This window comes from Stappia sp. ES.058 (assembly GCF_900105595.1).
GTDB lineage: Bacteria > Pseudomonadota > Alphaproteobacteria > Rhizobiales > Stappiaceae > Stappia.
On sequence record NZ_LT629784.1, the window covers coordinates 2,154,155 to 2,178,223 of the forward strand.

Here is a 24,069-nt window from a genome sequence, read left to right on the forward strand (position 1 = left end):
CAACCGACACGAAATCAAGAACGGCGGGGCCACCGCCCCGCCTTTTTATCTGACACTTCAATAGGTCGGCGAGCGATCAAACAGGCTTTTCGTAGACCGCGCGGATATGCGGGATGACGCGCTCGCCTTTGTGGACGTCATAGGCCGTCCGCTCCGAAAGCGTCAGCCCGACGCGCTCAAACCCCGCCAGCTCCGACGGCGACAACGGCCAGGGCGGGCCATCCGCCTCCGCCTCCTCGGGCCGCGAACGGGTCAGGACCAGAAGCTGCCCGCCCGGCTTCACCAACTGCGCCAGGGCCGCGTAGGACGCCGCGCGCAGTTCGCCGTGCAGCGCCTGCACCGTGTAGCACTCATGCACGAGGTCGAAGGCGCCGATCCAGTCGGGCGGCGGCGAAAAAAGGTCGGCTGCGGTGTAGTGAACGGATGATCCCGGAAACCGCTGCCCGGCCCATTCCACGGCCATTTCGGACAGGTCGAATGCGGTGGTATCGTAGCCAACTGCGGCCAGCGCCTCGGCGTTGTCGCCAAGCCCGCAACCGACATCAAGCGCGGACGCCCCCTTGCCCGGATTGTTCTCAAGCCACTCGACCAGCGCATCCTTCGGCGCGAGATCCGCCCATGGAACCGCGGCGGCATCGCCTTCGGCCGTTTCATAAACGGCTTCGAACCAGGACGTCCGGTCGTCCCGGTCGCCGCCCCTGGCGCCGAAGAGTTCGTCCAGCCTGTCCCGCGCTGCATCCCTGCGCCGGGCGAACTCCGGGTCGCCGCTCATGCCTTCTTTTGCCATCGTCCGTCTTCTGTCTGCTGCCAGTAGGTCAGATCGTGCCCGACCGCCTTCAGCGCCTTCCAGTGCTCGCGTGCCTCGGCCACCGCCTCGCCGTCATGGCCGTCGAACAGGAAGACGCCACGTGTGTAGCCGGTAAGGTCGGGCGGCGAAGCGCGATCGACCATCATGCGAACGCTCGCGTCGTTCGGATTGTCCGGTCCGTCGGTCAGAAACACGGGCTGCCACGCGCCCTCGCCATCGGCTGACGTGCCATGCGGCAGGAAAGAATCATCACGATAGCTCCACAGAAGCGAATCGAGCGCGGTCACCCGATCCGCCGCCCCCGCCTGCACGACGACACGCCAGTCGCGTTTCAAACAGGTCTCCAGCAGTCCGGGAAGGACCTCTTCCAGCGGTTTGAGGGTCAGATGGTAAAAAAGCACTTCCGTCATATGGGCCTGGCCATTGGGGGGCGATGCGAAGTCAGCCGCAACGCGAGCGCGACTGTGCGACAGGTGCGGCCAATGCGCAACAGGTGCCCGGCCATGTGACATGGCCCTTTAATGCGGCTTTGCTTTCCGCTCAATTCCTCATTAACCGTTTCAAAACTTCGGGCCGGCACTCTGGCGGCCGGGATGAGATCGACGCGAAGGCGGCACGCGTGTGGCAAGTGTCACATCCTGTGCAGGGCACGCGAGGCACAATTGGTGGACGTCCAGGCACAGGATTGCCGGACGAGCGGGAGACGATATTGATGGCCGTGCGTATTGCCCTGTTTTTCGGACTTGTTCTAGGCCTTGCCGGCGTGACGACGGCGATGGGAACGGTCGTGAGCGAACCCACTGGCACCTGCGTCGCCTACAAGACCTGCTGAGCCACGCGGCCACACAACTGGCCGTTTCCGGATCCAGATACCAAAAACCCGCCGTTTCGGCGGGTTTTTTTATAAGGCAACATGCCGAAACGACGCTGGCTGCACCTGTCTGCGGAAAGACAGCGGCGGCGGCTAGGCCCGCGCCGCCGTATCCTTGCTTATGCCTCGTAATGCTCGCGCACCAGTCGATCGAGCAGCCGCACGCCGAACCCGGACGCCCAGCCCTTGCTGATTTCCGTCTTCGGACTGCTCATCGCCGTACCGGCAACATCGATATGCACCCACGGCACGTCGTTGACGAAGCGCTGCAGGAACTGGGCCGCCGTGATCGAGCCGGCCGTGCGGCCGCCCGTGTTCTTCATGTCGGCGTTTGGCGTGTCGATCAGCTTGTCGTATTCCTTCGAGAGCGGCAGCCGCCAGACCTTCTCGTCCGTCGCCTCCCCGGCCTCAGACAGCCGCCCGACAAGCTCGTCGTTGTTGGAAAAGACACCCGCATGCTGATTGCCGAGCGCAACGATGATTGCGCCGGTCAGCGTCGCGAGATTGATCATGAAGGCCGGCTTGAAGCGGTCCTGCGTGTACCAGAGCGCATCCGCCAGCACGAGACGGCCTTCCGCATCGGTGTTGATGATCTCGATGGTGGCGCCGGACATGGCGGTGACGATGTCGCCGGGGCGCTGGGCGCGTCCGTCCGGCATGTTTTCCACCAGACCGATCACGCCGATGACATTGGCCTTGGCCTTGCGGGCGGCGAGCGCATGCATCAGACCGGTCACGGCGGCCGCACCGCCCATGTCGCCCTTCATGTCCTCCATGCCGCCGGCGGGCTTGATCGAGATGCCGCCGGTGTCGAAGACGACGCCCTTGCCGATGAAGGCGACCGGCTGGTCATCCTTCTTGCCGCCGTTCCAGCGCATGATCACCAGACGCGGCGGGTGCTCGGATCCCTGAGCGACACCAAGAAGCGAATACATCTTGAGCTTCTTCATCGCCTTTTCATCGAGGATCTCGATCTCGACGCCGAGCTTGGAAAGCTCTTCGGCGCGCTTGGCAAACTCAAGCGTCGTCAGCACATTGGCCGGCTCGTTGACGAGATCGCGGGCGAGCAGCGTGCCGTCGCTGATCGCATCGGCGGTCTCCCAGGCCTTCTTCGCCGCCTTGGCGTCGGAAACACCGATCGAGAGCTTTTTCACCTTTTCCGGCTTGTCATCACCTGATTTCGATTTGTAGCGATCAAACGTGTAGCCACGCAGTTTGGCACCCATCGCAAAGGTCGCGGCCAGGTCGGCCTCGACATCTCCGCTGGGAAGCTCAAACAGGATCTCCGCCGCCTCCGAACTGCCGAGAGCGCCCATCACGACGCCGCCAAGCGCCGTCCAGTCGGTTTCACCCAGATCGGCGACCGCGGACGCCTTGCCGAGACCGACGACGATCAGGCGATCGAGATCAAGCCCGGCCGGGGCGATCAGGTCAAGCACCGTATTGACCTTGCCGGTAAAGCTGCCCGTGCCCGCGGCGCGCGTCAGGAGACCGTCGGCAGCGGACAGCACGCCGGACGCCGTCGGGCCGATGTTGAGCGCATCGTCGGCGAAGATAACGACGGTCCCCTTCGACGGGGCGGAGAGCTTGGAAAAGGAAATTTTCGGAAGCAAGACGAAACCTCTTGGTTACACGATGCAAGGGGGCGCTCGGCCACAGGACACAGCGTCCGCGATTGGCTCGAGCGCGCAGGAATCCGCTCGGTCTGTTCAGTCGCGCGTCGCGCCCGGTGAGCCGAGGGTTGACGATACAATGGTGCCAGTTTCGGCCCACCGCAAGCGCGCTGGCGACGCAAGGAGCTGTTAACCCTTTTTCTTCTCGTAGTATTTACCTAAACTGCCGCTTAATCGATACGCTGGCCTCCCCAGCGGCGCGCCCGGGTGTGTGCCGTTCCAGCAACCAAACCCAACGGCACCCTTGCCTGGCGACCACGTTCAACACGGACCTGATGACAACCTTCGAACGCTATGTCCTGCGACGCCTCACGGCGGCGTTCGCCCTGACCCTCGCCGCGCTGGCTGGCGTTGTGTGGGCAACGCAGGCGTTGCGCCAGCTCGATCTGGTCACCTCCAAGGGTCAGACCATCATCCAGTTCGTCGGAATGACTTTGCTGGCGATGCCGTTCCTGCTGCTCGCAATCGCGCCTTTCGCACTCCTGATCGCCCTGATCGTGGTTCTCAACACACTGTCCAACGACAGCGAGCTGATCGTCATCAACGCCTCGGGCGCGTCGCGCACCGTGCTGATGCGCCCGGTGATCAGCTTCGCAATCATGGTCAGCCTGTTTTGCGCGACGCTGTCCCTGTCGCTCGCTCCGCTCGGGCTCAGTACGCTGCGCGACGAAATCACACGCGTTCGCGTCGATCTCGTGGCCAACATCGTCCGGCCGGGACGGTTCATCGGCATCGAGGACGGCCTCACCTTCCACATCCGAAATCGCAGCGGCGACGGCCAGCTCGACGGCCTGCTCATGCACGACGACAGGGCCGAAGACACCGTCTTCACCTATGAGGCGGCGCGCGGACGTATCGTCGAGGCGGCAGGACGCACGCTTCTGGTGATGCAGGACGGCACGATCCAGCGCCGAACCCGCGCGACCGGATCGATCTCGATCGTCCGCTTTCAATCCTATGCCTTCGATCTGTCCAATATGGTTCCGACCGGGCGAACCTCCATCTACAAGGCCAGCGAACGCTCCCTGATGGATCTCCTGGCGCCGTCTGCAGACGATACCTACGCCCGCGACAATCGTGCCCGGCTCGTTGCAGAACTGCACGATCGGCTGAGTCAGCCGCTCTATCCGCTGGCCTTCGCGCTGATCGTGTTCGTTTTCGCCGGACAGCCGAAAACAACCCGTCAAAACCGCAATTTCGCGACACTCTCGGCGTTGACGCTGGCAATCCTGCTCAGAAGTGCCGGTTTCGGCGTCCTGACGCTCGTGCCGGACATGCCCTCGGCACGCTTTGCGCTCTATGCCCTGCCTCTTGCCGCAATCCTGTTGTGCAGCTGGGCCATTGCCGCCGAACGCCGCCCCTCCTGGATCAAGCGCCTGATCGATGCTCTCGAACTGTTCGCCGAGCGGATCGAGGGCCGCCTGCAAAAGCTGCGTGGCCGTCACCCAAACGGGGTGGCCTGAGATGGAACGCGGCCTGGTCGGACATACGCTCGCCGTCTATTTCTCGCGCCGGTTCCTGGGCGCGATCCTTGGCCTCTTCGCGCTCGCGGCGATCCTGATATTCCTGTTCGACGTGCTCGAACTGCTCAGGCGCAGCTCGGGACAGGACGGCGCGACCCTTGCCCGCATCGGCCTGATCTCGCTTCTGCGCGTTCCGCAACTGATGGAGCAAGTCCTTCCGTTTGCAGTGCTGTTTGGCGCGATCACCGCATTCCTGGCGCTAAGCCGAAAGCTGGAGCTCGTCGTCGCGCGCGCCGCCGGCGTTTCCGTCTGGCAGTTCACCGCGCCGGCGCTTCTGGTGGGCATCGGCCTGGGCGTTGCCGCGGTGACGCTGTACAATCCGCTTGCCGTGTTTCTGCGCACGCAATCGGACGAAATCGCCTCCGGTCTCTTCAGCAGCGAACAAAACTTCCTGCTGCAAACCACCGGCGAGATCTGGCTGCGGCAGGACGGCACGGACGGCGAATCGGTGCTCCACGCCAAACAGACCCTGGACGGCGGGACCCGCCTCCTCGGCATCACCCTGTTCACCTTCGACCGGTCGGCCAGTTTTTCGGAACGCGTGGAAGCGCGGGAGGCCCGCCTTGAAGACAAGCGCTGGCGCATGAGCGACGCGACGGTCTATTCCACGACCGGCGATCCAAGCACGCACGCCACATATTACGTTTCCACCTATCTGACCCCGACGGAGGTGCGCGAGAGCATCGCGGCACCGGAATCCATCGGATTCTGGGACCTGCCGCGTGTGATCGAATTGTCACAGCGCGCGGGTCTTCCAGCGTACCGGTATTCCTTGCAGTATCAGACACTTCTTGCGCGCCCCGCACTTCTCGCCGCAATGATCCTCATTGCAGCCTGTGTTTCGCTCAGGGTTTCGCGTATGGGGGGCGTTGGCAGACTGATTCTGGGTGGAATCCTTGCCGGGTTCGTGCTTTACGTTCTGTCGGAACTGGGAAAAGATCTGGGTGGCGCGGGAATCGTGCCCCCGGTCGTCGCCGCTTGGGCGCCAGGAGTGTTTGGAGTTCTGATGGGCTTTACGATCCTCTTGCATCTGGAGGACGGCTGATGGCTGTAGCCGTTCCTTCGCAAACGGTTCGTAGCACCCGTGCGGCCGCTCCCTTGCGCGGATCTCTTGCACTGCGCATGCTGCGCTGCACCGCTCTCGCTGGATTGACCGCCCTTGCGCCTGCGCTTTCCGGTGATCTGGTTTCCACATCCGCCCATGCGCAGTCCGGCACCCTCGAAACACTGGGCGCGACCGTCGACCAGAGTGAGCCGCTGCTGCTGGAAGCGGACGAGTTGCGATACGACTTCGACCGGGACCTGATCTCCGCCAACGGCGACGTGCAGATCTACTACGGCGGCAACACCGTCGAGGCGAACCAGGTCGAGTTCGATCGCAAGCAAAACCGCCTGCGTGCAAACGGAAACGTCCGTCTGACCGAGCCGAACGGAAACGTTCTGCGGGCATCCTCGATGGAGCTTTCGGAAGACCTGCGCGACGGTTTCGTCGCCGCGCTGCAGCTCGATACGCCACAACGCACCCGCTTCATCGCCGACGGGGCCCGTCGCGAAAACGGCAACAGGACGACCTTCGACAACGGGATCTACACCGTCTACACACGGCCAACGAGTCCGCCCGGGAAACCGCCGCTATGGCGCGTGCGTGCGGCAACCATCGTGCACGACGAGACAGAGCGCACCGTCGAGTTCAGGGACGCCTCTCTGGAATTCTTCGGTCGATCGCTTGTCTATCTGCCATATTTTTCGATGGCCGACCCCACCGTCAAGCGCAAGACAGGCCTGCTGACTCCAAGCGCAGTCGTTGGCGATCGTGTCGGTGTGGGCGTCACGGTGCCCTACTACTTCGCGCTTGATCCGAATTACGACCTTCTGCTGTCGGCGACGCCGCTGTCCAAACAGGGCCTGCTCACACAGGCGGAATGGCGTCAGCGTCTGATCGACGGCAGCTATTCGATCAACGTCGGCGGGCTGATCCAGGCACGACCCGGCGAATACGGCACATCGAGCGGCAACCGCCGTTTCCGCGGTGTGATCGCGACGGAAGGCGCGTTTGAGATCAACCAACGCTGGAAATGGGGCTGGGACCTCTCCTACCGAAGCGATCGCGCGTTTCTGAACGACTACAGTTTCGCCGATTTCGGCAATGCCAGCGACATTTCGCAGATCTATCTGACAGGCCAGAGCGAACGAAACCGCTTCGATCTGCGCAGCTACGCCTTCCGCGTGTCGCAGGAGGATTACGCCGCAGCCGCGACCTTCAACGATCCTAACTACCTGCCAGTGGGAAGCCGCTTGCAGGACAAGCAACCCTTCGTCCATCCAGTGCTCGACTACAATTATATCTTCGAGGATCCGATCGCCGGCGGCGAGCTCTCGCTGACGGGCAACCTGACCAGCCTGACGCGCGACCAGACCGACGCGATCCGCGTCGGCGGCACGACGCGGTTCCGCGGCGTGGAAGGCACGTTTACCCGCACCAGCCTGCGCGCCGACTGGCGCACCACCGTGATCGATCCGCTCGGCCAGGTGTTCACGCCCTTCGCCTATGTAAAGGGCGACCTGTTCTTCCTGGCGTCGCAGGACAAGACGGTCGGCGCGCTGACGGACGAGTCGGTCGTCGGCCGGATCATGCCGGCCGTCGGCATCGACTATCGTTTCCCGATCCTCGGCACGTTCAACGGTGGCAATCAGATTTTCGAGCCGGTCGCGCAGTTGATCGTGCGGCCGAACGAGGGACGGATCGGCGAACTGCCCAACGAGGATGCGCAAAGCATCGTCTTCGATTCCACGACGCTGTTCGAGTACGACAAGTTCTCCGGCTTCGACCGCAGCGAAGGCGGCACACGCGCAAACATCGGCCTGAAGTACAGCCTTCAGTTCGACAACAGCTTCAGCATGAATGCCCTGATCGGCCGGTCCTTCCAGCTGGCCGGCACCAACTCCTTCAAGACGGCCGATATCCTCGACGCGACACGCTCGTCGGGTCTGGCCAGCGACCAGAGCGATTACGTCAGCAGCCTGTATTTCGACAGCCGGCAGGGCTTCCGCATCGGCGCGCAGGCGCGGTTCGACCACGACAATTTCGCCGTGCGCCGCGCACAGGTCGAGGCCTCCGGCATCTATGGCCCGGTGACCGGCAACCTCGCCTATGCCTACCTTTCGGCGCAGCCGAACATCGGCATCCCGACTGACCGAGAAGAGGTGATCGGTTCCGCGAGCCTGCGATTGCAGGAAAACTGGCGCGTCTTCGGATCCGTTCGCTACGACTTGCAGAGCAACAACATGGTTCGCGACAGCGTCGGTTTCGGCTACGACGACGAAGGGTTTTCCGTATCCTTTGCCTACTCCGAAGACCGCAGCCGGAACAACGGCCAGACAACGGATCGGCTGTTTTTCCTGAGGTTCGGCCTCCGCACGCTTGGCGATACGCAGTTCTCCACCAATGGCAACAACTGATGAGTGGACGCCCGCTAGCTCGCCCAAAACCGGAATTTGGCCGTTTTCCGGTGCAACGACACACGGGATTGCGAGTTTCGGGATAGAGAAGACAGACCCGGACGGAGACAGTGGTACGACCGGGATCGCTGCCGGACCATAGCCTTCAAAAAGCGCCGGGACCGGCAAGGCGAAAAGGGGAAGGAAATGACTGTGAAGCGGTGGTTTTTCGCAGCCGTTAGCCTGCTGTTCGTTGCTGGCCTGGCAATTGACCCGGCCGCGGCGCAAACCTCCATCAAGGTGGTGGTCAACAGCAAGCCGATCACATCTTACGACATCAGCCAGCGCGCAGGACTGCTGCGGTTGACAACGGGTCGCGGGGGAGCGGCAGCGAAGCGCGCGGCAATGGAAGAGCTGATCGACGAGCAGTTGAAGACGCAGGAAGCGACCCGCGCCGGCATCCGGGTGTCCAAGGCCGAGGTCGATGAGGCTTTCAACTCGCTTGCCGGCCGCGTCAAACTGTCTCCGAAGCAACTGGGCCAGGCGCTGCGCCAGGCCGGGGTCCGCCCGGAAACGCTCCGCGATCGCCTGGAGGCCGAAATCGGCTGGGGGCAGATCCTGCGGGCGCGGTTCCGACAGGAGGTCCGCATCGCGGAATCCGATGTCCTCGCTGCCCTGCGCAGGAAGGACGACGAGGAGACCGACAAGAGCATGGAGTACCGCCTGCAGTCGGTGATCTTCGTCATTCCGGCAAAATCATCCTCTTCCATGAAGAACCAGCGCCGCCGGGATGCGGAGCGTTTTCGCGCTGCCTTCAACTCCTGCGACCAGTCCGAGGCGCTCGCGCAGCAATACAGCGAAGTTGTCGTGCGCCCCGCGAAATTGAGGCTGGAGACGGAGCTTCCCGCCGACCTGCGAGAGCTCGTCGAGAAAACACCGGCCGGCAAGACCACCAAGCCGCAAAACACTGAGAACGGCCTGGAGATCTTCGCGGTCTGCGAGAAGCGGGAGATCGACAGCAACGCCGCCGCCCGCATGGAAGTGGAAGAAGACCTGCGGGCAAAGGAAGGCCAGCAGTTGAGCCGCCGCTATCTGCGCGAGTTGCGCAGCCGCGCAATCATCGACTACCGCTGATGAACGCAATGCGCAGCAGCGTCCTGCCTCTCGCCGTCACAATGGGGGATCCTGGCGGAATCGGGCCGGACGTGGTGCTGAAGGCCTATTTCGAACGGGTTGAGCGGGACTTGCCGCCCTTCTACGTCATCGCCGATCCGGCGCTTCTGGCCGCCCGCGCCGAGCGCATAGGCCTCAAGGTGAAACTGCGCGAGGCGGGTCCGGACGCGGCGCTCGAAGTTTTTCCGAATGCCTTGCCTGTGGTCTCCTTGCCCGCAACGGTCACCGACCGCCCGGGAATTGCCGACAGCACGAATGCCGATGCGGTTCTGGCCTCGATCCGCATCGCAGTTGCCGATGCGATGGCAGGCCGCGCCGGAGCCGTGGTGACCAATCCGATCAACAAGAAGGCGCTCTACGACGCCGGCTTCACCCATCCGGGGCATACGGAATTTCTGGGTTCCCTCGCTCGCGAAGCCGGACATGAAAACGTTCGCCCGGTGATGTTGCTCGCCGGGCCGGATCTTCTCGTCGTTCCCGTGACCATTCATATTCCGCTGAGCGCGGTCCCCGGTGCGCTGACAAGCGACCTGATCATCGAAACGGCCCGAATCGTCCACCGCGACCTGGTGTCGCGCTTCCGCATCAAGGCTCCCCGTATCGCCATTGCCGGGCTCAACCCGCATGCGGGCGAGAACGGCTCGATCGGCCATGAGGACGCGGATATCGTCGCGCCCGCCGTCGAAACGCTGCGCGCGCAAGGCATCGACGCGCGCGGGCCGCTTCCCGCCGATACGATGTTCCACAAGGAAGCGCGCGCGAGCTACGACTGCGCACTCGCCATGTATCACGATCAGGCGCTGATTCCGGCGAAGACACTCGCCTTCCATGATGCGGTCAACGCCACACTCGGACTGCCGTTCGTGCGCACTTCGCCCGACCACGGGACGGCGCTGGAGATCGCGGGTTCCGGAAAGGCCCGGGCCGACAGTTTCGCCGCCGCCATCCGACTGGCCGCCGTTCTGGCTGATCCCGGCCTGGTGGAATGAGCCAGATCGACACGTTGCCGCCGCTGCGCGACGTCATCCGCACGCATGACCTGCAGGCGCGCAAATCGCTCGGCCAGAATTTCCTGCTCGACCTCAACCTGACCCTGCGCATCGCACGAACCGCAGGCGACCTTTCGCGGACCACCGTTCTGGAAGTGGGGCCGGGTCCGGGCGGTTTGACGCGCGCCCTGCTGGTCGCCGGTGCAAAACGCGTGGTCGCGGTGGAAAAGGACACACGTTGCCTGCCCGCGCTTGAGGAGATCGCGGCGCATTACCCCGGCCGACTGGAAATCCGTACCGCCGACGCACTGGCGCTTCGCCTGTCCGAGATCGGGGCCGAAGGGCCGCTGAAGATCATCGCCAACCTCCCCTACAATGTCGGGACCCAGCTCCTGCTTGGCTGGGTAGCACAGGAAACATGGCCGCCGGCCTGGCAATCGCTGACGCTGATGTTTCAAAAGGAAGTCGCCGAGCGCATCGTCGCGGCGCCGGGGTCCAAGGCCTATGGACGGCTTGGGGTGCTTGTTGGCTGGCGCTGCCATGCGGCAATCGCCTTCGATGTGGGGCCGAAAGCCTTCACTCCGCCCCCAAAGGTCACCTCCGCCGTCGTCCATCTGACCCCGCGTGCGGCCCCCCTGCCGTGCGCCCTGAAGGCCCTGGAACGCGTGACCGCTGCCGCCTTCGGCCAGCGGCGCAAGATGCTGAGGGCAAGCCTCAAGGCGCTCGGCAAGGATGCCCGGGAGCGGATCGAGGCGGCCGACATCGAACCGACACGCAGGGCCGAAGAGCTGGATATCACCGAGTTCGTGAGGCTGGCGCAGGCGTTCGCATAAAACAAGGCCACGCGGAACAGCCCCGTCAGGAGCCGTCTGTTTCGCGCCGGAGATCCTCGACCATCCCGTCGATGAACGCCCCGATGGCCGGGCCGCGCTCGCGGCGCAGCCGTTCGGCGCGCAGGATCGAGCGCGCCCCGTCATAGGCGCGCTGCAGATCATCATTGACGATGACGTAATCGTATTCCGACCAGTGTTTCATCTCGCCGACAGCAGTCTTCAACCGGCGTTGAATCACCTCCGGCGTGTCTTCCGCACGCCGGTGAAGGCGTGATTTCATTTCAGCGATCGACGGCGGAAGAATGAAGACCGAAACCACGTCCGGCCGGACGGCGTTGTAAAGTTGAAACGTCCCCTGAATGTCAATGTCGAAGAGCACGTCCTGCCCCCGGGACAGAGCCTCTTCCACGGGATCGCTCGGCGTACCGTAGTAGTTTCCGTGAACCTCCGCCCACTCCAGCAGTTCATTGCGGTCACGCATCTGCTCGAAACGCTCCCGCGAAATGAAGTGATAGTGCACGCCGCCAATCTCGCTTGACCGGCGAGGACGGGTCGTGACGGAGATGGAGAGCTTGAGATTGCTCTCCTGCTCCAGAAGCTGCCGCGCGATGGTTGACTTTCCGGCCCCCGACGGCGAGGACAGGACAAGCATCAAGCCGCGCCTCTGCGCCTCGGCCTCCTCGGCGGTCACCACCGTTCCAGTTACCGGTTCGCTCATGCCCGCCTACTCCAGGTTCTGTATCTGCTCGCGCATCTGATCGATCACCGTCTTGAGCTCAAGACCAATGGCGGTCAGTTCGGTTCCGTTCGACTTGGAGCACAGCGTGTTGGCCTCGCGGTTGAACTCCTGCGCCAGAAAATCCAGGCGACGGCCGACGGCGCCGCCCCCGTCTAGAAGCGCAAGAGCCGCCTCGACATGCGCCTGCAACCGGTCCAGTTCCTCGCGAATGTCGGCCTTGGTCGCCAGCAGCACCGCTTCCTGGTGCAGCCGCTCAACGTCGAGCGGCGCGCCGGTACCGAGCAGCGCCTCGACCTGCGCCGCCAGCCGCGCCTGAATAGCCTCCGGATGGCGCGACGGTGCGGCTTCCGCCGCCTGCGTCAGCCGGGCTATTTTGCTCAACTGCCCGCGCAGGACCGTCTCGATCGCCGCACCTTCGCTGCGACGCATGGCGATGAGGGCGTCAAGCGCCGCCGCCAGACTGGCCTTGAGTGCCGAAATCAGTCGCGCGCGTTCGGCCGGGTCTTCTTCGGGCTCTTTCCACTCGATGATTCCGCGCTGTGCGAGAATTCCGTCCAGAGCGACGGGGGCCGCATCGGGAACGCGCCTGTGAACCGTCTCGAGCGCTGCAAGAAAGGCATTCAGAGCGGCTTCGTTGATCTGAGGAACCGCCTCGCGCTGCGCGCGTTGAAAGCTGAGCCCGACCGTGACATTGCCACGCGACATCTCACCGGCGGCCGTCTCGCGACAATGACTTTCCATAACCTCAAGACCGGACGGGAGGCGCAGCCGCACATCCAGCCCCTTGCCGTTGACCGAACGCAATTCCCACGTCCAGCGTGCGCCGCCTTCTCCAGCGTCCACACGACCAAAGCCCGTCATGCTGGAAAGCACGGTCTTGATCCCGGGCTTGGCTACACCGGCATCCTGCGAAGACATGTTGCCCATAAGTCCGCCCCGTATGCGCCCATTCCGGCGAGAACAGCACGGCATGGCCATGCTGACGGATCATCTAGCCGCCGTCGGCTGCGTTGCCGCCAGGCGTCTCGCCAGACGATCCTTCCTGTTCCTGCTTGCGCCGCGCCCGCTCGATCTCGCGCCACTTGATCACATTGCGCTGGTGCTGCTCGTAGGTCTCGGCAAAAACATGTCCGCCCGTCCCGTCGGCCACGAAGAACAGGTCCTTTGTTCGCGACGGATTGGCGACGGCTTCCATGGCCGCCCGGCCCGGGTTGCCGATCGGCCCCGGCGGCAGACCGTCGATCTGATAGGTGTTGTAGGGGTTGCGGGCATCGAGCTGAGAGCGCGTGATCGCGGACCGGTCGCGGTTCCAAGCATCGCCGCCATAAAGACCATAGAGAATGGTCGGGTCCGACTGCAATCGCATCCCCCGGCGCAAACGATTGACGAAGACCCCGGCGACCCGGGACCGCTCGTCGGCCCGCGCCGTTTCCTTTTCCACAACAGAGGCCAGGATCACGAGGTCTTCCGGTGTCTCGATCGGCAGCCCCTCGGTCCGGCGGCCCCAGATTTCGCGAAGCGCCTTGTCCTGCGCGTCCCGCATCTGCTTTACGACCTGCACACGCGTTGCACCGCGTGTGAACGTGTAGGTTTCGGGAAGCAGCGCACCCTCGGGCGGGATCTCGTCGAGTTGCCCGGTCAACACCGGGTGCTCGCGAACGCGCTCGATCACCTGCTGGCTGGTCCAGCCTTCGGGAACGGTCACTGTATGATAGACGGCCTTTCCGCTCACCAGGTCTTCCATCACCTCGCGCATCGAACTGCCGGGGGCGAAGGCATATTCGCCAGCCTTCAACTGGCCGGCGTTCTTGTAGGCGCGCACACCGGCCCAGAAGAGATAGGCATTGTCGATGACACCCTGATTCTCCAGCGTGTCGGCGATCTGCTGCAGGCTCGATCCCGATGAAATGATCACCGTTTTTTCGGCGACGGCGGGTCCAGGCGCCTCGAACTCGGCCTTGCCCCAATACAGCAACCCGCCAGCCGCGATCACACCGAGCACGGCCAGCGACAGCAGGAAGTTGATGACGATGACGACAGGATTGCGCACATGTCGTGAGCGCGCGGGCGGCTGCGGCGCCGGCTCGGGCTGGATGGCCTCGCGCGGGCTCTTCGGGTTCGGACGGGACACCGGCGTATTGCCATCGGTGCCGCGGTCGGGATCTTCGGTCGGCTTGTCGCTCATAACCCCATCCGGTCAGTTTGATCGAAGGAATGGGTTCGCCACATGCCGTGAAAATATGGCCAAACCGCGAAGCCCGTTCATGTTGTCAGTGAGCCGGCACGTCAAATGCCGGCGTCAGGCCGCAACCTTGCGGAAGACGAGAGAGGCATTGGTTCCGCCAAACCCGAAGGAATTGGACAGAGCCGTGTTCACTGTCATGCGCTTGGCCGTGTTCGGGACCAAATCGATCTCGGTCTCCACGGACGGGTTGTCGAGATTGATCGTCGGCGGCACGATACCGTCGCGCATCGCAAGAAGAGAAAAAACCGCTTCGATCGCACCGGCCGCACCCAGCAGATGGCCGGTCGAGGATTTCGTCGACGACATCGTGAGCCCGGACGATGCCTCGCCTGCAAGCCTCTGCACGGCACCAAGCTCGATTTCATCTCCAAGCGGCGTGGACGTGCCATGGGCGTTCACATAGTCGATGTCGCCCAGCGTCATCCCGGCCCGCTTCAGTGCGGCTTGCATGCACCGATAAGCCCCGTCCCCGTCCGAGGACGGCGCGGTGATGTGATACGCATCGCCGGACAGGCCGTATCCGACCACTTCGCCGTAGATCTTTGCACCGCGTGCAACGGCACGCTCGTACTCCTCAAGCACCACCACGCCGGCGCCCTCGCCCATGACGAAGCCGTCGCGGTCCTTGTCGTAGGGGCGTGACGCGCCCTGCGCATTCTCGTTGAAGCCGGTGGACAGGGCGCGCGCGGCGGCAAAGCCGGCGAGCGCGATCCGGCAGACAGGGGATTCCGTCCCGCCGGCCACCATCATGTCGGCATCGTCCAGCGCGATCAGGCGGGCGGCATCCCCGATCGCGTGCGACCCGGTCGAACAGGCGGTGACCACCGCGTGATTCGGACCTTTGAGACCATGTCGAATGGAGACATAACCGCCCGCGAGATTGATCAAGCGCCCGGGAATGAAGAAGGGCGACACGCGTCGCGGGCCCTTGTCGCGCAGAATATGCGACGTTGTCTCTATTCCCTGAAGCCCGCCGATACCCGAGCCGATCAGGACACCGGAGCGGATCTGCTCCTCGTAGGACTTCGGCGACCATCCACAATCGCGGATCGCCTGCTCGGCGGCCGCCATCGCGAAAACGATGAAATCGTCGACCTTGCGCTGCTCCTTGGGGTCCATCCAGTCGTCGGGATTAAACGTCCCGTTGGACCCGTCGCCGCGCGGAATCTGGCAGGCAATCTTGCAGGCGAGGTCCTCGACTTCAAAATGATCGACGCGAGACGCCCCGCTCTCACCATTCAGAATTCGAGTCCAGCTTTCCTCGACACCGCACGCCATCGGCGAAACCATGCCGAGGCCAGTAACGACAACTCGCCTCATTTCATACCTGCATGTAGGCGCGCCGGGTGGAAAGACCCCATCCGGCGCGGCATTCAAATCTGTTAGCTGGCGGCCTTTTCCAGGAACTTGACCGCGTCGCCGACCGTCAGGATCGTCTCGGCCGCGTCGTCCGGGATCTCGACGCCGAATTCTTCCTCGAAAGCCATGACCAGCTCAACCGTGTCCAGGCTGTCGGCGCCCAGATCGTCGATGAAGCTCGCCTCCAGGGTGACCTTGTCGGCATCGACGCCGAGATGTTCGATGACGATCTTCTTTACCCGATCCGCGATGTCGCTCATTTCTGATTCCTCGATTGCTTCCAACAATAGTTCGCTTGATTCAGCGCTCAGCGCCGTACCTCGTACCCGATCTCCGGAACGCGGTGAATGGGGTTCCAGCCCGCACCGGACCCGTACTTGGTATTTATCCCCCGCCGGACCGGCCACGCCCGAGCGCCGAACCTTCGTGAACGGGTCTGCTGGCCGGCGGGTTCGTAACACACTTTCCGAGGCTTGACCAGTCGCGGACAAGCCCTTCGAAGCACACGTGGAAACCCCGCGAAGATCGCAGGGTTTCCCTTTTTATATCATGGCCATACCGCCATTCACGTGCAGCGTTTCACCGGTCACATAGCCGGCTTCGTCGCTGGCCAGATAGAGGGCCGCGGCGGCGATTTCATCGGCCCGACCCAGACGCCCTGCCGGAACCGACCCGAGGATCGATTCCTTCTGCTTGTCAGTCAGCGCATCGGTCATCGGCGTTTCGATGAACCCGGGTGCGATGGTGTTCACGGTCACATTGCGGGCCGCGACCTCTCGCGCCAGGGATTTCGCCATCCCGATCATGCCCGCCTTTGCGGCCGCATAATTGGCCTGCCCCGCATTGCCGGTCACGCCCACCACCGACGCAATCCCGATGATGCGGCCGGACCGACGCTTCATCATTCCCTTCACCGCGGCGCGGCACAAGCGGAAACCAGCCGTCAGATTGACCTCCAGTACCTGGTCCCACTCCTCGTCCTTCATGCGCATGAAGATGTTGTCACGGGTGATGCCGGCATTGTTGATCAGGATGTCGAGCTGGCCCATGGCGCTCTCGGCCGCCGGCACCAACGCGTCCACAGCGTCCCGATCCGACAGATTCGCCGGCAACACATGAACCCGCTCGCCGAGTTCGCCGGCAAGCGCTTCAAGCTTTTCGGCCCGCGTTCCCGACAACGCGACCGTCGCTCCATTGGCGTGAAGGGCACGGGCGATGGCCGCGCCAAGCCCTCCGGTTGCTCCCGTGACGAGTGCGGTTTTAGAAGTCAGGTCGAACATGCCCGCGAAATCCTCAAATCTGGTGGTCTGGAATACGCACTGTGTCAGTTGGACTGCAAACGGTCCATCAACGCATCGATGTCGGCGGCGGTGTTGACGGGCGAGCCGGCCATTTCCTTTGCGATGCGCTTCACCATTCCGCTCAGAACCTTTCCAGTCCCGATCTCGAAAGCGGTGTCGACACCGGCGTCCGCCATCCACGAGACGGATTCGCGCCAGCGCACGGTTCCGGTCACCTGCTCGACGAGCCGCTGCCGAATGTCGACCGGATCGCTGATCGGCGCGGCCAGCACATTGGCGACAAGGGGCACCGTCGGCATCTTCATGTCGACGCCGGCCAAAGCCTCCGCCATCACATCCGCGGCGGGCGACATCAAGGAGCAATGGAACGGTGCGCTGACCGGCAGAAGCACGGCGCGGCGGGCGCCACGGGCCTTGGCGATCTCTATCGCACGCTCGACGGCGGATTTGTGTCCGGAGACGACAACCTGGCCCGGCGCATTGTCATTCGCCGCCTCGCAGACCTCGCCACCGGCCGCCTCGCGGGCGACCTCGACGGCGGCGTCAAAATCGAGACCGAGCAGCGCCGCCATGGCGCCCTCGCCTACCGGAACCGCCTTTTGCATCGCATCGCCGCGAACGCGCAGCAGACGGGCAGCATCGGCGACACTCAGGGCACCGGCTGCGGCAAGCGCGGAATATTCGCCCAGCGAATGACCTGCGACGAAGGCCACGGACGCCTTGAGATCGAGGCCCCGCGCCTCGATCACGCGCATGGTCGCGAGGCTTACCGCCATCAGCGCCGGCTGTGCATTGGCTGTTAGCGTGAGATCACTTTCCGGGCCGTTCCACATGGTTTCGCTGAGCTTCTCGCCAAGCGCGTCGTCGACTTCCTGAAAGACGGCCCGCGCCTCGGCGAACTGCTCCGCCAGGTCACGGCCCATGCCGACCGACTGGCTGCCCTGTCCGGGGAACGTGAAAGCGATGCTCATCGCGCTGTCTCCACCTTGAGTGTGCGAAGCAGGAAAACGCGTCTCCGGCTCCGCCTTGTGAGTTGGCCGCAAAGAGACGGTCGCCCGCCTTTCTGTCAAGGTCGGTCGCGAAAAAAACCGCACGCTTTGTCCCGCCCGGCTTGCACACGGCTCGAACTGGTGTATAAGCGCCACTTCGTTCGGAACTCTGGCCGGGGGCTGAACGGAAGACCGGACGTCATGTGGACCTTCCACCCGATGCCCGGCAGGACGGCAAAAGCGTCCGCCTTCCCGTGTCTCCGCCTTCGAAGTTGCTTCGATCCGCCTTTCTTGAAGGCTCGAAGAGGCTTAGCGCCGTGTTCCGGGGTTTATGAACCTGAAGAAAGGCACAATCCATGCCGCTTTACGAGCATGTGTTCCTGGCTCGCCAGGACGTCTCGGCCCAGCAGGTCGAGCAGATGGTCGAGCAGTACAAGGCTTTGATCGCAGAATACGAAGGCAGCGTCGGCAAGGTCGAGGCTTGGGGCCTGCGCACCCTGACCTACCGCGTCAAGAAGAACCGCAAGGCGCATTACACGCTGATGAACCTGGACGCGACGCCCCCGGCGATCGCGGAAATGGAACGTCAGATGCGTCTGAACGAGGACGTCCTGCGCTTCATGACCATCAAGGTCGATGAGCACGAGGAAGAGCCCTCCGCAATGATGCAGAAGCGCGACCGCGACGACCGCCGTGGCGGACGTGGTGGACGCGGTGATCGTGGCGACCGCGGAGATCGCGGCGACCGTGGTGACCGTGGCGATCGCGGCCCCCGCCGCAACGACGACTAAGGAGAGAACGCAATGGTTGATATCGCTCAGCTCCCGACGCGGCGTCCTTTCTTCCGCCGTCGCAAGACCTGCCCGTTCTCCGGTGCCAACGCGCCGAAGATCGACTACAAGGACATCCGTCTGCTTCAGCGCTACATCTCGGAGCGCGGCAAGATCGTTCCGAGCCGCATCACCGCGGTGTCGGCGAAGAAGCAGCGTGAACTCGCCCGCGCCATCAAGCGCGCGCGCTTCCTTGGGCTCCTGCCCTTCGTGATCAAATAAGATCGCGAACACCCGCAATCGGCTGGGGTCGCCCCGTCCCTAGACGGGCGCCCCTAACCGCACCGCAGGACGGTGCGGGACAGACGACAAGGATACTCGACATGCAAGTCATTCTTCTGGAGCGCGTGCAAAAGCTCGGCCAGATGGGCGAAGTGGTGAAGGTCAAGGACGGGTTCGCCCGCAACTATCTTCTGCCGCAGGGCAAGGCCCTTCGTGCCAACAAGGGCAACATGCAGCGTTTTGAAAACGAGCGCGCGCAGCTCGAGGCCCGCAACCTGGAGCGCAAGGCCGAAGCCGAAAGCGTCGCCAAGTCGCTTGATGGCACCCGCTTTGTGGCGATCCGCCAGGCTGGCGAAACCGGCCAGCTCTACGGGTCTGTCTCGACCCGCGACATCGCCGAATCCATGACCGCAGGCGGCTTCTCCGCATCGCGCGCCCAGGTGCGCCTGGACAAGCCGATCAAGACCATCGGCATGCACAACATCGTGATCGTGCTCCACCCCGAAGTGGAAGTCGAGATCAGCCTCAACATCGCCCGTTCCAACGACGAAGCCGAGCGCCAGGCGCGCGGTGAGGATCTGACGGCGCGCGACTTCGACACCTTCGAGTTCGAAGAAGAGGACGACGAGGATGCAGAGGGCGCCGAAGGCGCCGACGATGGCGAAGAAGGGGCCGAGGCCTCCGAAGAGGGCGCGGCCGAAGAGGAAAACCTCTAAGTCACGCCCCGCGCCATGCGCATCGAGATCGAAAAAGGCCCCACAATGAACTGACCCCCGAAAGTTGGACACCAACTTCGGGGGTCAGTTCACAAACCGGGGCCTTTTTTCGTTGTCCCTTTTGCCGCCCGGCGTTTCCCGTCGCCGGCGTGTCATGCGGTCTTGCTAGAGGGGAAGCGTCGTCGACGCCACCCGCGTCTGACTTCGACCCGCTAACTCCACGCGGCCGGTTTTTCCGGCCGCTTTTTTTGTCCTGACACCGGCGCGTCCCGGCAAGTCCTGTCGGGCGGGCGATTCTCCCGTGATCTCTCGGACAACATCGGTTAAGAGGATCGGGCCTTCACGGACCCGCTCGCGGTTCGGCGGGCGTGGCGCTTGCGCGCATCGCGACACAGGCAGCCACCACCAACCCCACAACGGACGACAGACAAATGACCGTTTTCAAATCGGAGTTCTTGAAGACCCTCGACGACCGGGGCTTCATCCATCAGATCTCGAACGCCCAGGGGCTCGACGATCTGTATCGGTCCGAGACGGTCACCGCCTATATCGGCTTCGACTGCACGGCAAAGAGCCTGCATGTCGGTTCTCTCGTCCAGATCATGATGCTGCACTGGATGCAACAAACCGGGCACCGCCCCATCGCGCTGATGGGCAGCGGCACCACACGGATCGGCGATCCCTCGTTTCGCGACGATGCGCGCCCGCTGCTCGACGACGCGCAGATCGAGGCGAACAAGGACGGCATCCGAAAGGTCTTCGACCGCTTCCTGTCCTTCGGCGATGGTCCCAAGGACGCCTTGATGCTGGACAACGCCGACTGGCTGATGCAGCTCAACTATGTCACCTTCCTGCGCGAGGTCGGACGTCACTTCTCGGTCAACCAGATGATCCAGCGCGACGCGGTGCGCACGCGGCTTGAGCGCGAGCAGCATCTGTCGTTCCTTGAATTCAACTACATGCTGCTCCAGGGCTACGACTTCGTCGAGCTCTTCCGCCGCACCGGCTGCCGCGTCCAGATGGGCGGCTCCGACCAGTGGGGCAACATCCTCTCCGGCGTCGACCTCGGTCGGCGCATGGCAGAGGTCGAGCTCTTCGCGCTGACAACGCCGCTGCTCACCACCGCCTCGGGCGCGAAGATGGGCAAGACCGCTTCGGGCGCCGTTTGGCTCAACCCGGACATGCTGTCGCCCTACGATTACTGGCAGTTCTGGCGCAACACCGAGGACGGCGACGTGGAGCGTTTCCTGAAACTCTTCACGACGCTGCCGCTCGACGAGATCGCCCGGCTCGCGACGCTTGGCGGTTCGGAGATCAACGAGGCCAAGAAGGTGCTCGCCACCGAGGCCACGGCGATGGCGCATGGCCGAGACGCGGCCGATGCGGCGGGCGAAACCGCGCGCCGCGCCTTTGAGGAAGGCGCGATGGCCGGCGGGCTGCCGACCGTCGAGATCCCGCGTGCGGATCTGGCGAACGGCATCGGCCTGCTCGCCGCCTTCGTGACAGCGGGGCTTTGCGCCTCCAACGGCGAGGTCCGCCGTCAGGTCAAGGGCGGTGGCACCCGCGTCAACGACCAGCCCGAGGGCGACGAAAAACGCGTGCTCGGCGAAGACGACCTGATCGAGGACGGTGTGATCAAGCTGTCGCTCGGCAAGAAGCGCCATGTGCTGCTGAAGGCCGTTTGACGGGCCTGCCGGATCACGACACGGGAACGGACGCAGGGCCAATGGCTTGCGCCCGTTTTCGCGTTCGGCAACAACGGCACGCAGCCTATGCGACGCCGCCGCGCGGACGCCGTTCGCGGCGGTAGAGCGTATCGGTCGTGAAAATCGCCAACGACACCCAGATAAGGCCGAAGGTGGCAAGCCGCATCGGCTCGATCTCCTCGCCATAAAGAAAAATCGCGAGGATGAGCTGCAGGCTGGGCGCCATATATTGCAACAACCCGATCATCGACAGTGGCAAACGACGCGCGCCGGCGGCGAAAAGCGCCAGCGGAAAGGCCGTGACGATCCCCGTGCCGGCGAGCAGAAGCAGAAGGCCCGGCCGGTCGAGCGGCAGGACATCCTGCTGCAGCCAGATGCCCGAATACATCAGATAGGCAAGCGCGAAGGGCGCGAGCAGGACCGATTCCACCATCAGGCCCGGCGACGCCCCGACCGCCACCATCTTGCGCAGATAGCCGTAGGTCGCGAAGGAAAAGGCCAGCCCCACCGACACCCAGGGAAAAGCGTCGAGCGCCACCGCCTGGATCGCGACGGCCAGCGCGGCAATGGCAATGGCGACCGCCTGCCAGCGACTGAGCTTTTCCTTCAGGACGATCAGGCCGATGGCGACCGAGACCAGCGGATTGCAAAAATATCCGAAACTGATCTCGATGATCCGATTTTCGGTCACCGCCCAGATGAACACCAGCCAATTGACCGAGATCACCGCCGCAGACAGCGCCAGCATCGGCAGGCGCTTGCGGTCGAGGAGCGCATCGCGCACCTCGCCCAGCCGCCCGCGCAGCCCGAGAAAGATCCCCAGAAAAACCACCGACCACAGGATCCGATGAGAGACCACGACATCGGCATCGACGGCCGCGGTCCATTTGTAGTAGGCGGGCAGAACCCCCCAAAGAAAAAAGGCCGTCAACGCGAAGACGAGACCGAGGCGGCGCTCGGCGTCTTCCGCCTCGACCGGTTGGGGAAGGCTCATGATGTGGACCTGCGGAAGCGCCGGCGGTCAGCCCGCCGACTTGAGAAGCGTGTACGTATGGGAATCGAGCAGCGCCTGGAACGACGCGTCGACGATATTGCTTGAAACGCCGATGGTGAACCAACGCTTGTGCGTGCGCCGGTTCTGGCTTTCGATCAGGACGCGCGTGACGGCGCCGGTGCCACCATTGAGGATCCGCACCTTGAAATCAATCAGTTCCATCTCGTCGATGCGATCCTGATAGTGCCCGAGGTCCTTGCGCAGCGCATTGTCGAGCGCATTGACCGGGCCGTTTCCTTCCGCCACCGACATGCGCGGCTCGCCGTCGATATCGACCTTGACGACCGCTTCCGACACCGTGACGAGTTCGCCAAGCGCATTGTGCCGCCGTTCGACCATCACGCGGAACGATTTCACGTCGAAATACTTCGGCACCTCTCCGAGCCTGCGGCGGGCGAGCAGCTCGAAGGAAGCGTCGGCGGCCTCATAGGCGTAGCCTTGCGCCTCGCGCTCCTTGACGTCGTCGAGAAGCGCATCGAGACGTGTATCCGCCTTGTCGACGGAAATCCCGAGCCGTTTGAGTTCGCCAATAAGGTTGGACTTGCCGGCCTGGTCGGACACAAGGACCCGGCGACGGTTGCCGACGCTTTCCGGCGGAACATGTTCGTAGGTCTCCGGCTCCTTCAGAATCGCGGACGCGTGAATGCCGGCCTTGGTGGCGAAGGCGTTGGCGCCGACATAAGGCGCGTGGCGGTCCGGCGAGCGGTTGATGATCTCGTCGAAGGCCCGCGAGATCGCCGTGATGTCAGCCAGCGCATCACTGGAAACGCCAAGCTCGAAGGCATCGGCATATGGCTTTTTCAGCATCAGCGTCGGCACGAGGGTGACGAGATTGGCGTTGCCGCAGCGCTCGCCGATGCCGTTCAGCGTACCCTGGATCTGCCGCACGCCGGCATCGACGGCGGCGAGCGTATTGGCAACCGCATGGCCCGTGTCGTCATGCGCGTGGATGCCGAGATTTTCGCCCGGCACGACCGCGCGTACCCTGGCGACGATCTCGCGCACCTCCGAGGGCAACGTGCCGCCGTTGGTGTCGCAAAGAACCACCCAGCGCGCCCCGGCCTCGTAGGCTGTGCGCGCACAGGCGAGCGCATAGTCGGGATTGGCCTTGTAGCCGTCGAAAAAATGCTCGCAGTCGATCAGTGATTCCCGGCCCGAGGCGCGCACCGCCTCCACGCTTTCGCGGATCGACACGAGATTGTCCTCGTTGGAACAGCCGAGCGCGACCTTGACGTGATAGTCCCAGCTCTTGGCGACGAGACAGACGGCATCCGCCTTTGAGCCAAGCACAAGCTGAAGCCCCGGATCGTTCGCCGCCGAACGCCCGGCGCGCTTGGTCATGCCGAAGGCGGTGAAAGTGGCCCTTTGCGTGCGCCTTTCCGAGAAAAACGCCGTGTCGGTGGGGTTCGCGCCGGGATAGCCGCCTTCCACATAATCGACCCCAAGCCGCTCCAGCAGCTCGGAAATCACGATCTTTTCCTCCACCGAAAAATCGATGCCCGCCGTCTGCGCGCCGTCGCGCAGGGTGGTGTCGAAGAGGGTGAGGCGCTCGCGTGTCATGATGTCGTGTCCTTGGGGCCGCCGGTCCTTCATCGGGACC

22 protein-coding genes are annotated in these 24,069 nt (G+C 63.6%); 10 read left to right on the top strand and 12 right to left on the bottom strand.

Features of this window, described 5'->3' with window-relative positions; translation table 11 throughout:
- Positions 1-76 precede the first annotated feature (76 nt).
- The 3 genes from BLU32_RS09920 to BLU32_RS09930 form a co-directional block, all read right to left on the bottom strand.
- Positions 77-787: a bifunctional 2-polyprenyl-6-hydroxyphenol methylase/3-demethylubiquinol 3-O-methyltransferase UbiG gene (locus BLU32_RS09920; protein WP_093806600.1), complete on the bottom strand. Its 711-nt coding sequence runs from the start codon at positions 785-787 to the stop codon at positions 77-79.
- On the bottom strand, positions 769-1,218 hold the full coding sequence (locus BLU32_RS09925) for a DNA polymerase III subunit chi (protein WP_093806602.1): 450 nt from the start codon (positions 1,216-1,218) through the stop codon (positions 769-771). The genes BLU32_RS09920 and BLU32_RS09925 overlap by 19 nt, the downstream gene beginning before the upstream one ends.
- 580 nt (positions 1,219-1,798) lie before the next feature.
- Positions 1,799-3,292 (bottom strand): leucyl aminopeptidase, encoded by a 1,494-nt coding sequence (locus tag BLU32_RS09930; RefSeq protein ID WP_093806604.1) that lies wholly within the window; start codon positions 3,290-3,292, stop codon positions 1,799-1,801.
- Positions 3,293-3,627: 335 nt separating this feature from the next.
- Between BLU32_RS09930 and lptF the strand changes: the two genes are divergently transcribed.
- The 6 genes from lptF (at position 3,628) to rsmA (ending at position 11,308) form a co-directional block, all read left to right on the top strand.
- Positions 3,628-4,815, top strand: a complete 1,188-nt coding sequence (gene lptF / locus BLU32_RS09935; protein ID WP_093806606.1) for an LPS export ABC transporter permease LptF — start codon at positions 3,628-3,630, stop codon at positions 4,813-4,815.
- A 1-nt stretch (position 4,816) separates the two neighbouring features.
- Positions 4,817-5,920: an LPS export ABC transporter permease LptG gene (lptG, locus tag BLU32_RS09940; RefSeq protein WP_093806608.1), complete on the top strand. Its 1,104-nt coding sequence runs from the start codon at positions 4,817-4,819 to the stop codon at positions 5,918-5,920.
- Positions 5,920-8,334 carry an LPS-assembly protein LptD gene (locus tag BLU32_RS09945; protein WP_093806610.1) on the top strand — a complete coding sequence of 805 codons (2,415 nt, stop codon included), beginning with the start codon at positions 5,920-5,922 and terminating at the stop codon, positions 8,332-8,334. Before lptG ends, BLU32_RS09945 begins: the two co-directional genes overlap by 1 nt.
- 186 nt (positions 8,335-8,520) lie before the next feature.
- The gene (locus BLU32_RS09950; RefSeq protein WP_093806612.1) at positions 8,521-9,447 is read left to right on the top strand and encodes a peptidylprolyl isomerase; all 927 of its coding nucleotides are present in this window, start codon (positions 8,521-8,523) and stop codon (positions 9,445-9,447) included.
- Between the two features lie 8 nt (positions 9,448-9,455).
- The gene (gene pdxA, locus BLU32_RS09955) at positions 9,456-10,475 is read left to right on the top strand and encodes a 4-hydroxythreonine-4-phosphate dehydrogenase PdxA (protein ID WP_093810843.1); all 1,020 of its coding nucleotides are present in this window, start codon (positions 9,456-9,458) and stop codon (positions 10,473-10,475) included.
- The gene (rsmA, locus tag BLU32_RS09960; RefSeq protein WP_093806614.1) at positions 10,472-11,308 is read left to right on the top strand and encodes a 16S rRNA (adenine(1518)-N(6)/adenine(1519)-N(6))-dimethyltransferase RsmA; all 837 of its coding nucleotides are present in this window, start codon (positions 10,472-10,474) and stop codon (positions 11,306-11,308) included. The genes pdxA and rsmA overlap by 4 nt, the downstream gene beginning before the upstream one ends.
- Before the next feature lie 25 nt (positions 11,309-11,333).
- On the opposite strand, the gene gmk is transcribed toward rsmA, so the two are convergent.
- The 7 genes from gmk to fabD form a co-directional block, all read right to left on the bottom strand.
- Complete coding sequence (gene gmk / locus BLU32_RS09965; RefSeq protein ID WP_093806616.1) at positions 11,334-12,026, bottom strand: guanylate kinase; 693 nt, start codon at positions 12,024-12,026, stop codon at positions 11,334-11,336.
- A gap of 6 nt (positions 12,027-12,032) precedes the next feature.
- Complete coding sequence (locus tag BLU32_RS09970) at positions 12,033-12,965, bottom strand: YicC/YloC family endoribonuclease (protein ID WP_244501826.1); 933 nt, start codon at positions 12,963-12,965, stop codon at positions 12,033-12,035.
- A gap of 73 nt (positions 12,966-13,038) precedes the next feature.
- Positions 13,039-14,232, bottom strand: a complete 1,194-nt coding sequence (gene mltG, locus BLU32_RS09975) for an endolytic transglycosylase MltG (RefSeq protein ID WP_093806618.1) — start codon at positions 14,230-14,232, stop codon at positions 13,039-13,041.
- A gap of 114 nt (positions 14,233-14,346) precedes the next feature.
- Positions 14,347-15,612 (bottom strand): beta-ketoacyl-ACP synthase II, encoded by a 1,266-nt coding sequence (fabF, locus tag BLU32_RS09980; RefSeq protein WP_093806620.1) that lies wholly within the window; start codon positions 15,610-15,612, stop codon positions 14,347-14,349.
- 62 nt (positions 15,613-15,674) lie between these two features.
- On the bottom strand, positions 15,675-15,911 hold the full coding sequence (locus tag BLU32_RS09985) for an acyl carrier protein (RefSeq protein ID WP_029057379.1): 237 nt from the start codon (positions 15,909-15,911) through the stop codon (positions 15,675-15,677).
- A gap of 282 nt (positions 15,912-16,193) precedes the next feature.
- Positions 16,194-16,931 carry a 3-oxoacyl-[acyl-carrier-protein] reductase gene (gene fabG / locus BLU32_RS09990; protein WP_093806622.1) on the bottom strand — a complete coding sequence of 246 codons (738 nt, stop codon included), beginning with the start codon at positions 16,929-16,931 and terminating at the stop codon, positions 16,194-16,196.
- A 44-nt stretch (positions 16,932-16,975) separates the two neighbouring features.
- Positions 16,976-17,923: an ACP S-malonyltransferase gene (gene fabD / locus BLU32_RS09995; RefSeq protein ID WP_093806624.1), complete on the bottom strand. Its 948-nt coding sequence runs from the start codon at positions 17,921-17,923 to the stop codon at positions 16,976-16,978.
- A gap of 374 nt (positions 17,924-18,297) precedes the next feature.
- On the opposite strand from fabD, the gene rpsF reads away from it, so the two are divergent.
- From rpsF to tyrS, 4 genes are all read left to right on the top strand, one after another.
- The gene (gene rpsF, locus BLU32_RS10000; protein WP_093806626.1) at positions 18,298-18,732 is read left to right on the top strand and encodes a 30S ribosomal protein S6; all 435 of its coding nucleotides are present in this window, start codon (positions 18,298-18,300) and stop codon (positions 18,730-18,732) included.
- 12 nt (positions 18,733-18,744) lie between these two features.
- The gene (gene rpsR / locus BLU32_RS10005) at positions 18,745-18,993 is read left to right on the top strand and encodes a 30S ribosomal protein S18 (RefSeq protein ID WP_029057383.1); all 249 of its coding nucleotides are present in this window, start codon (positions 18,745-18,747) and stop codon (positions 18,991-18,993) included.
- Between the two features lie 101 nt (positions 18,994-19,094).
- Positions 19,095-19,709 (top strand): 50S ribosomal protein L9, encoded by a 615-nt coding sequence (gene rplI / locus BLU32_RS10010; RefSeq protein WP_093806628.1) that lies wholly within the window; start codon positions 19,095-19,097, stop codon positions 19,707-19,709.
- A 431-nt stretch (positions 19,710-20,140) separates the two neighbouring features.
- Positions 20,141-21,394 (top strand): tyrosine--tRNA ligase, encoded by a 1,254-nt coding sequence (tyrS, locus tag BLU32_RS10015; RefSeq protein ID WP_093806630.1) that lies wholly within the window; start codon positions 20,141-20,143, stop codon positions 21,392-21,394.
- Between the two features lie 85 nt (positions 21,395-21,479).
- On the opposite strand, the gene rarD is transcribed toward tyrS, so the two are convergent.
- Both rarD and cimA read right to left on the bottom strand, forming a co-directional pair.
- On the bottom strand, positions 21,480-22,409 hold the full coding sequence (gene rarD / locus BLU32_RS10020; protein WP_093806632.1) for an EamA family transporter RarD: 930 nt from the start codon (positions 22,407-22,409) through the stop codon (positions 21,480-21,482).
- Between the two features lie 27 nt (positions 22,410-22,436).
- Positions 22,437-24,029 carry a citramalate synthase gene (cimA, locus tag BLU32_RS10025; RefSeq protein ID WP_093806634.1) on the bottom strand — a complete coding sequence of 531 codons (1,593 nt, stop codon included), beginning with the start codon at positions 24,027-24,029 and terminating at the stop codon, positions 22,437-22,439.
- Positions 24,030-24,069 lie beyond the last annotated feature (40 nt).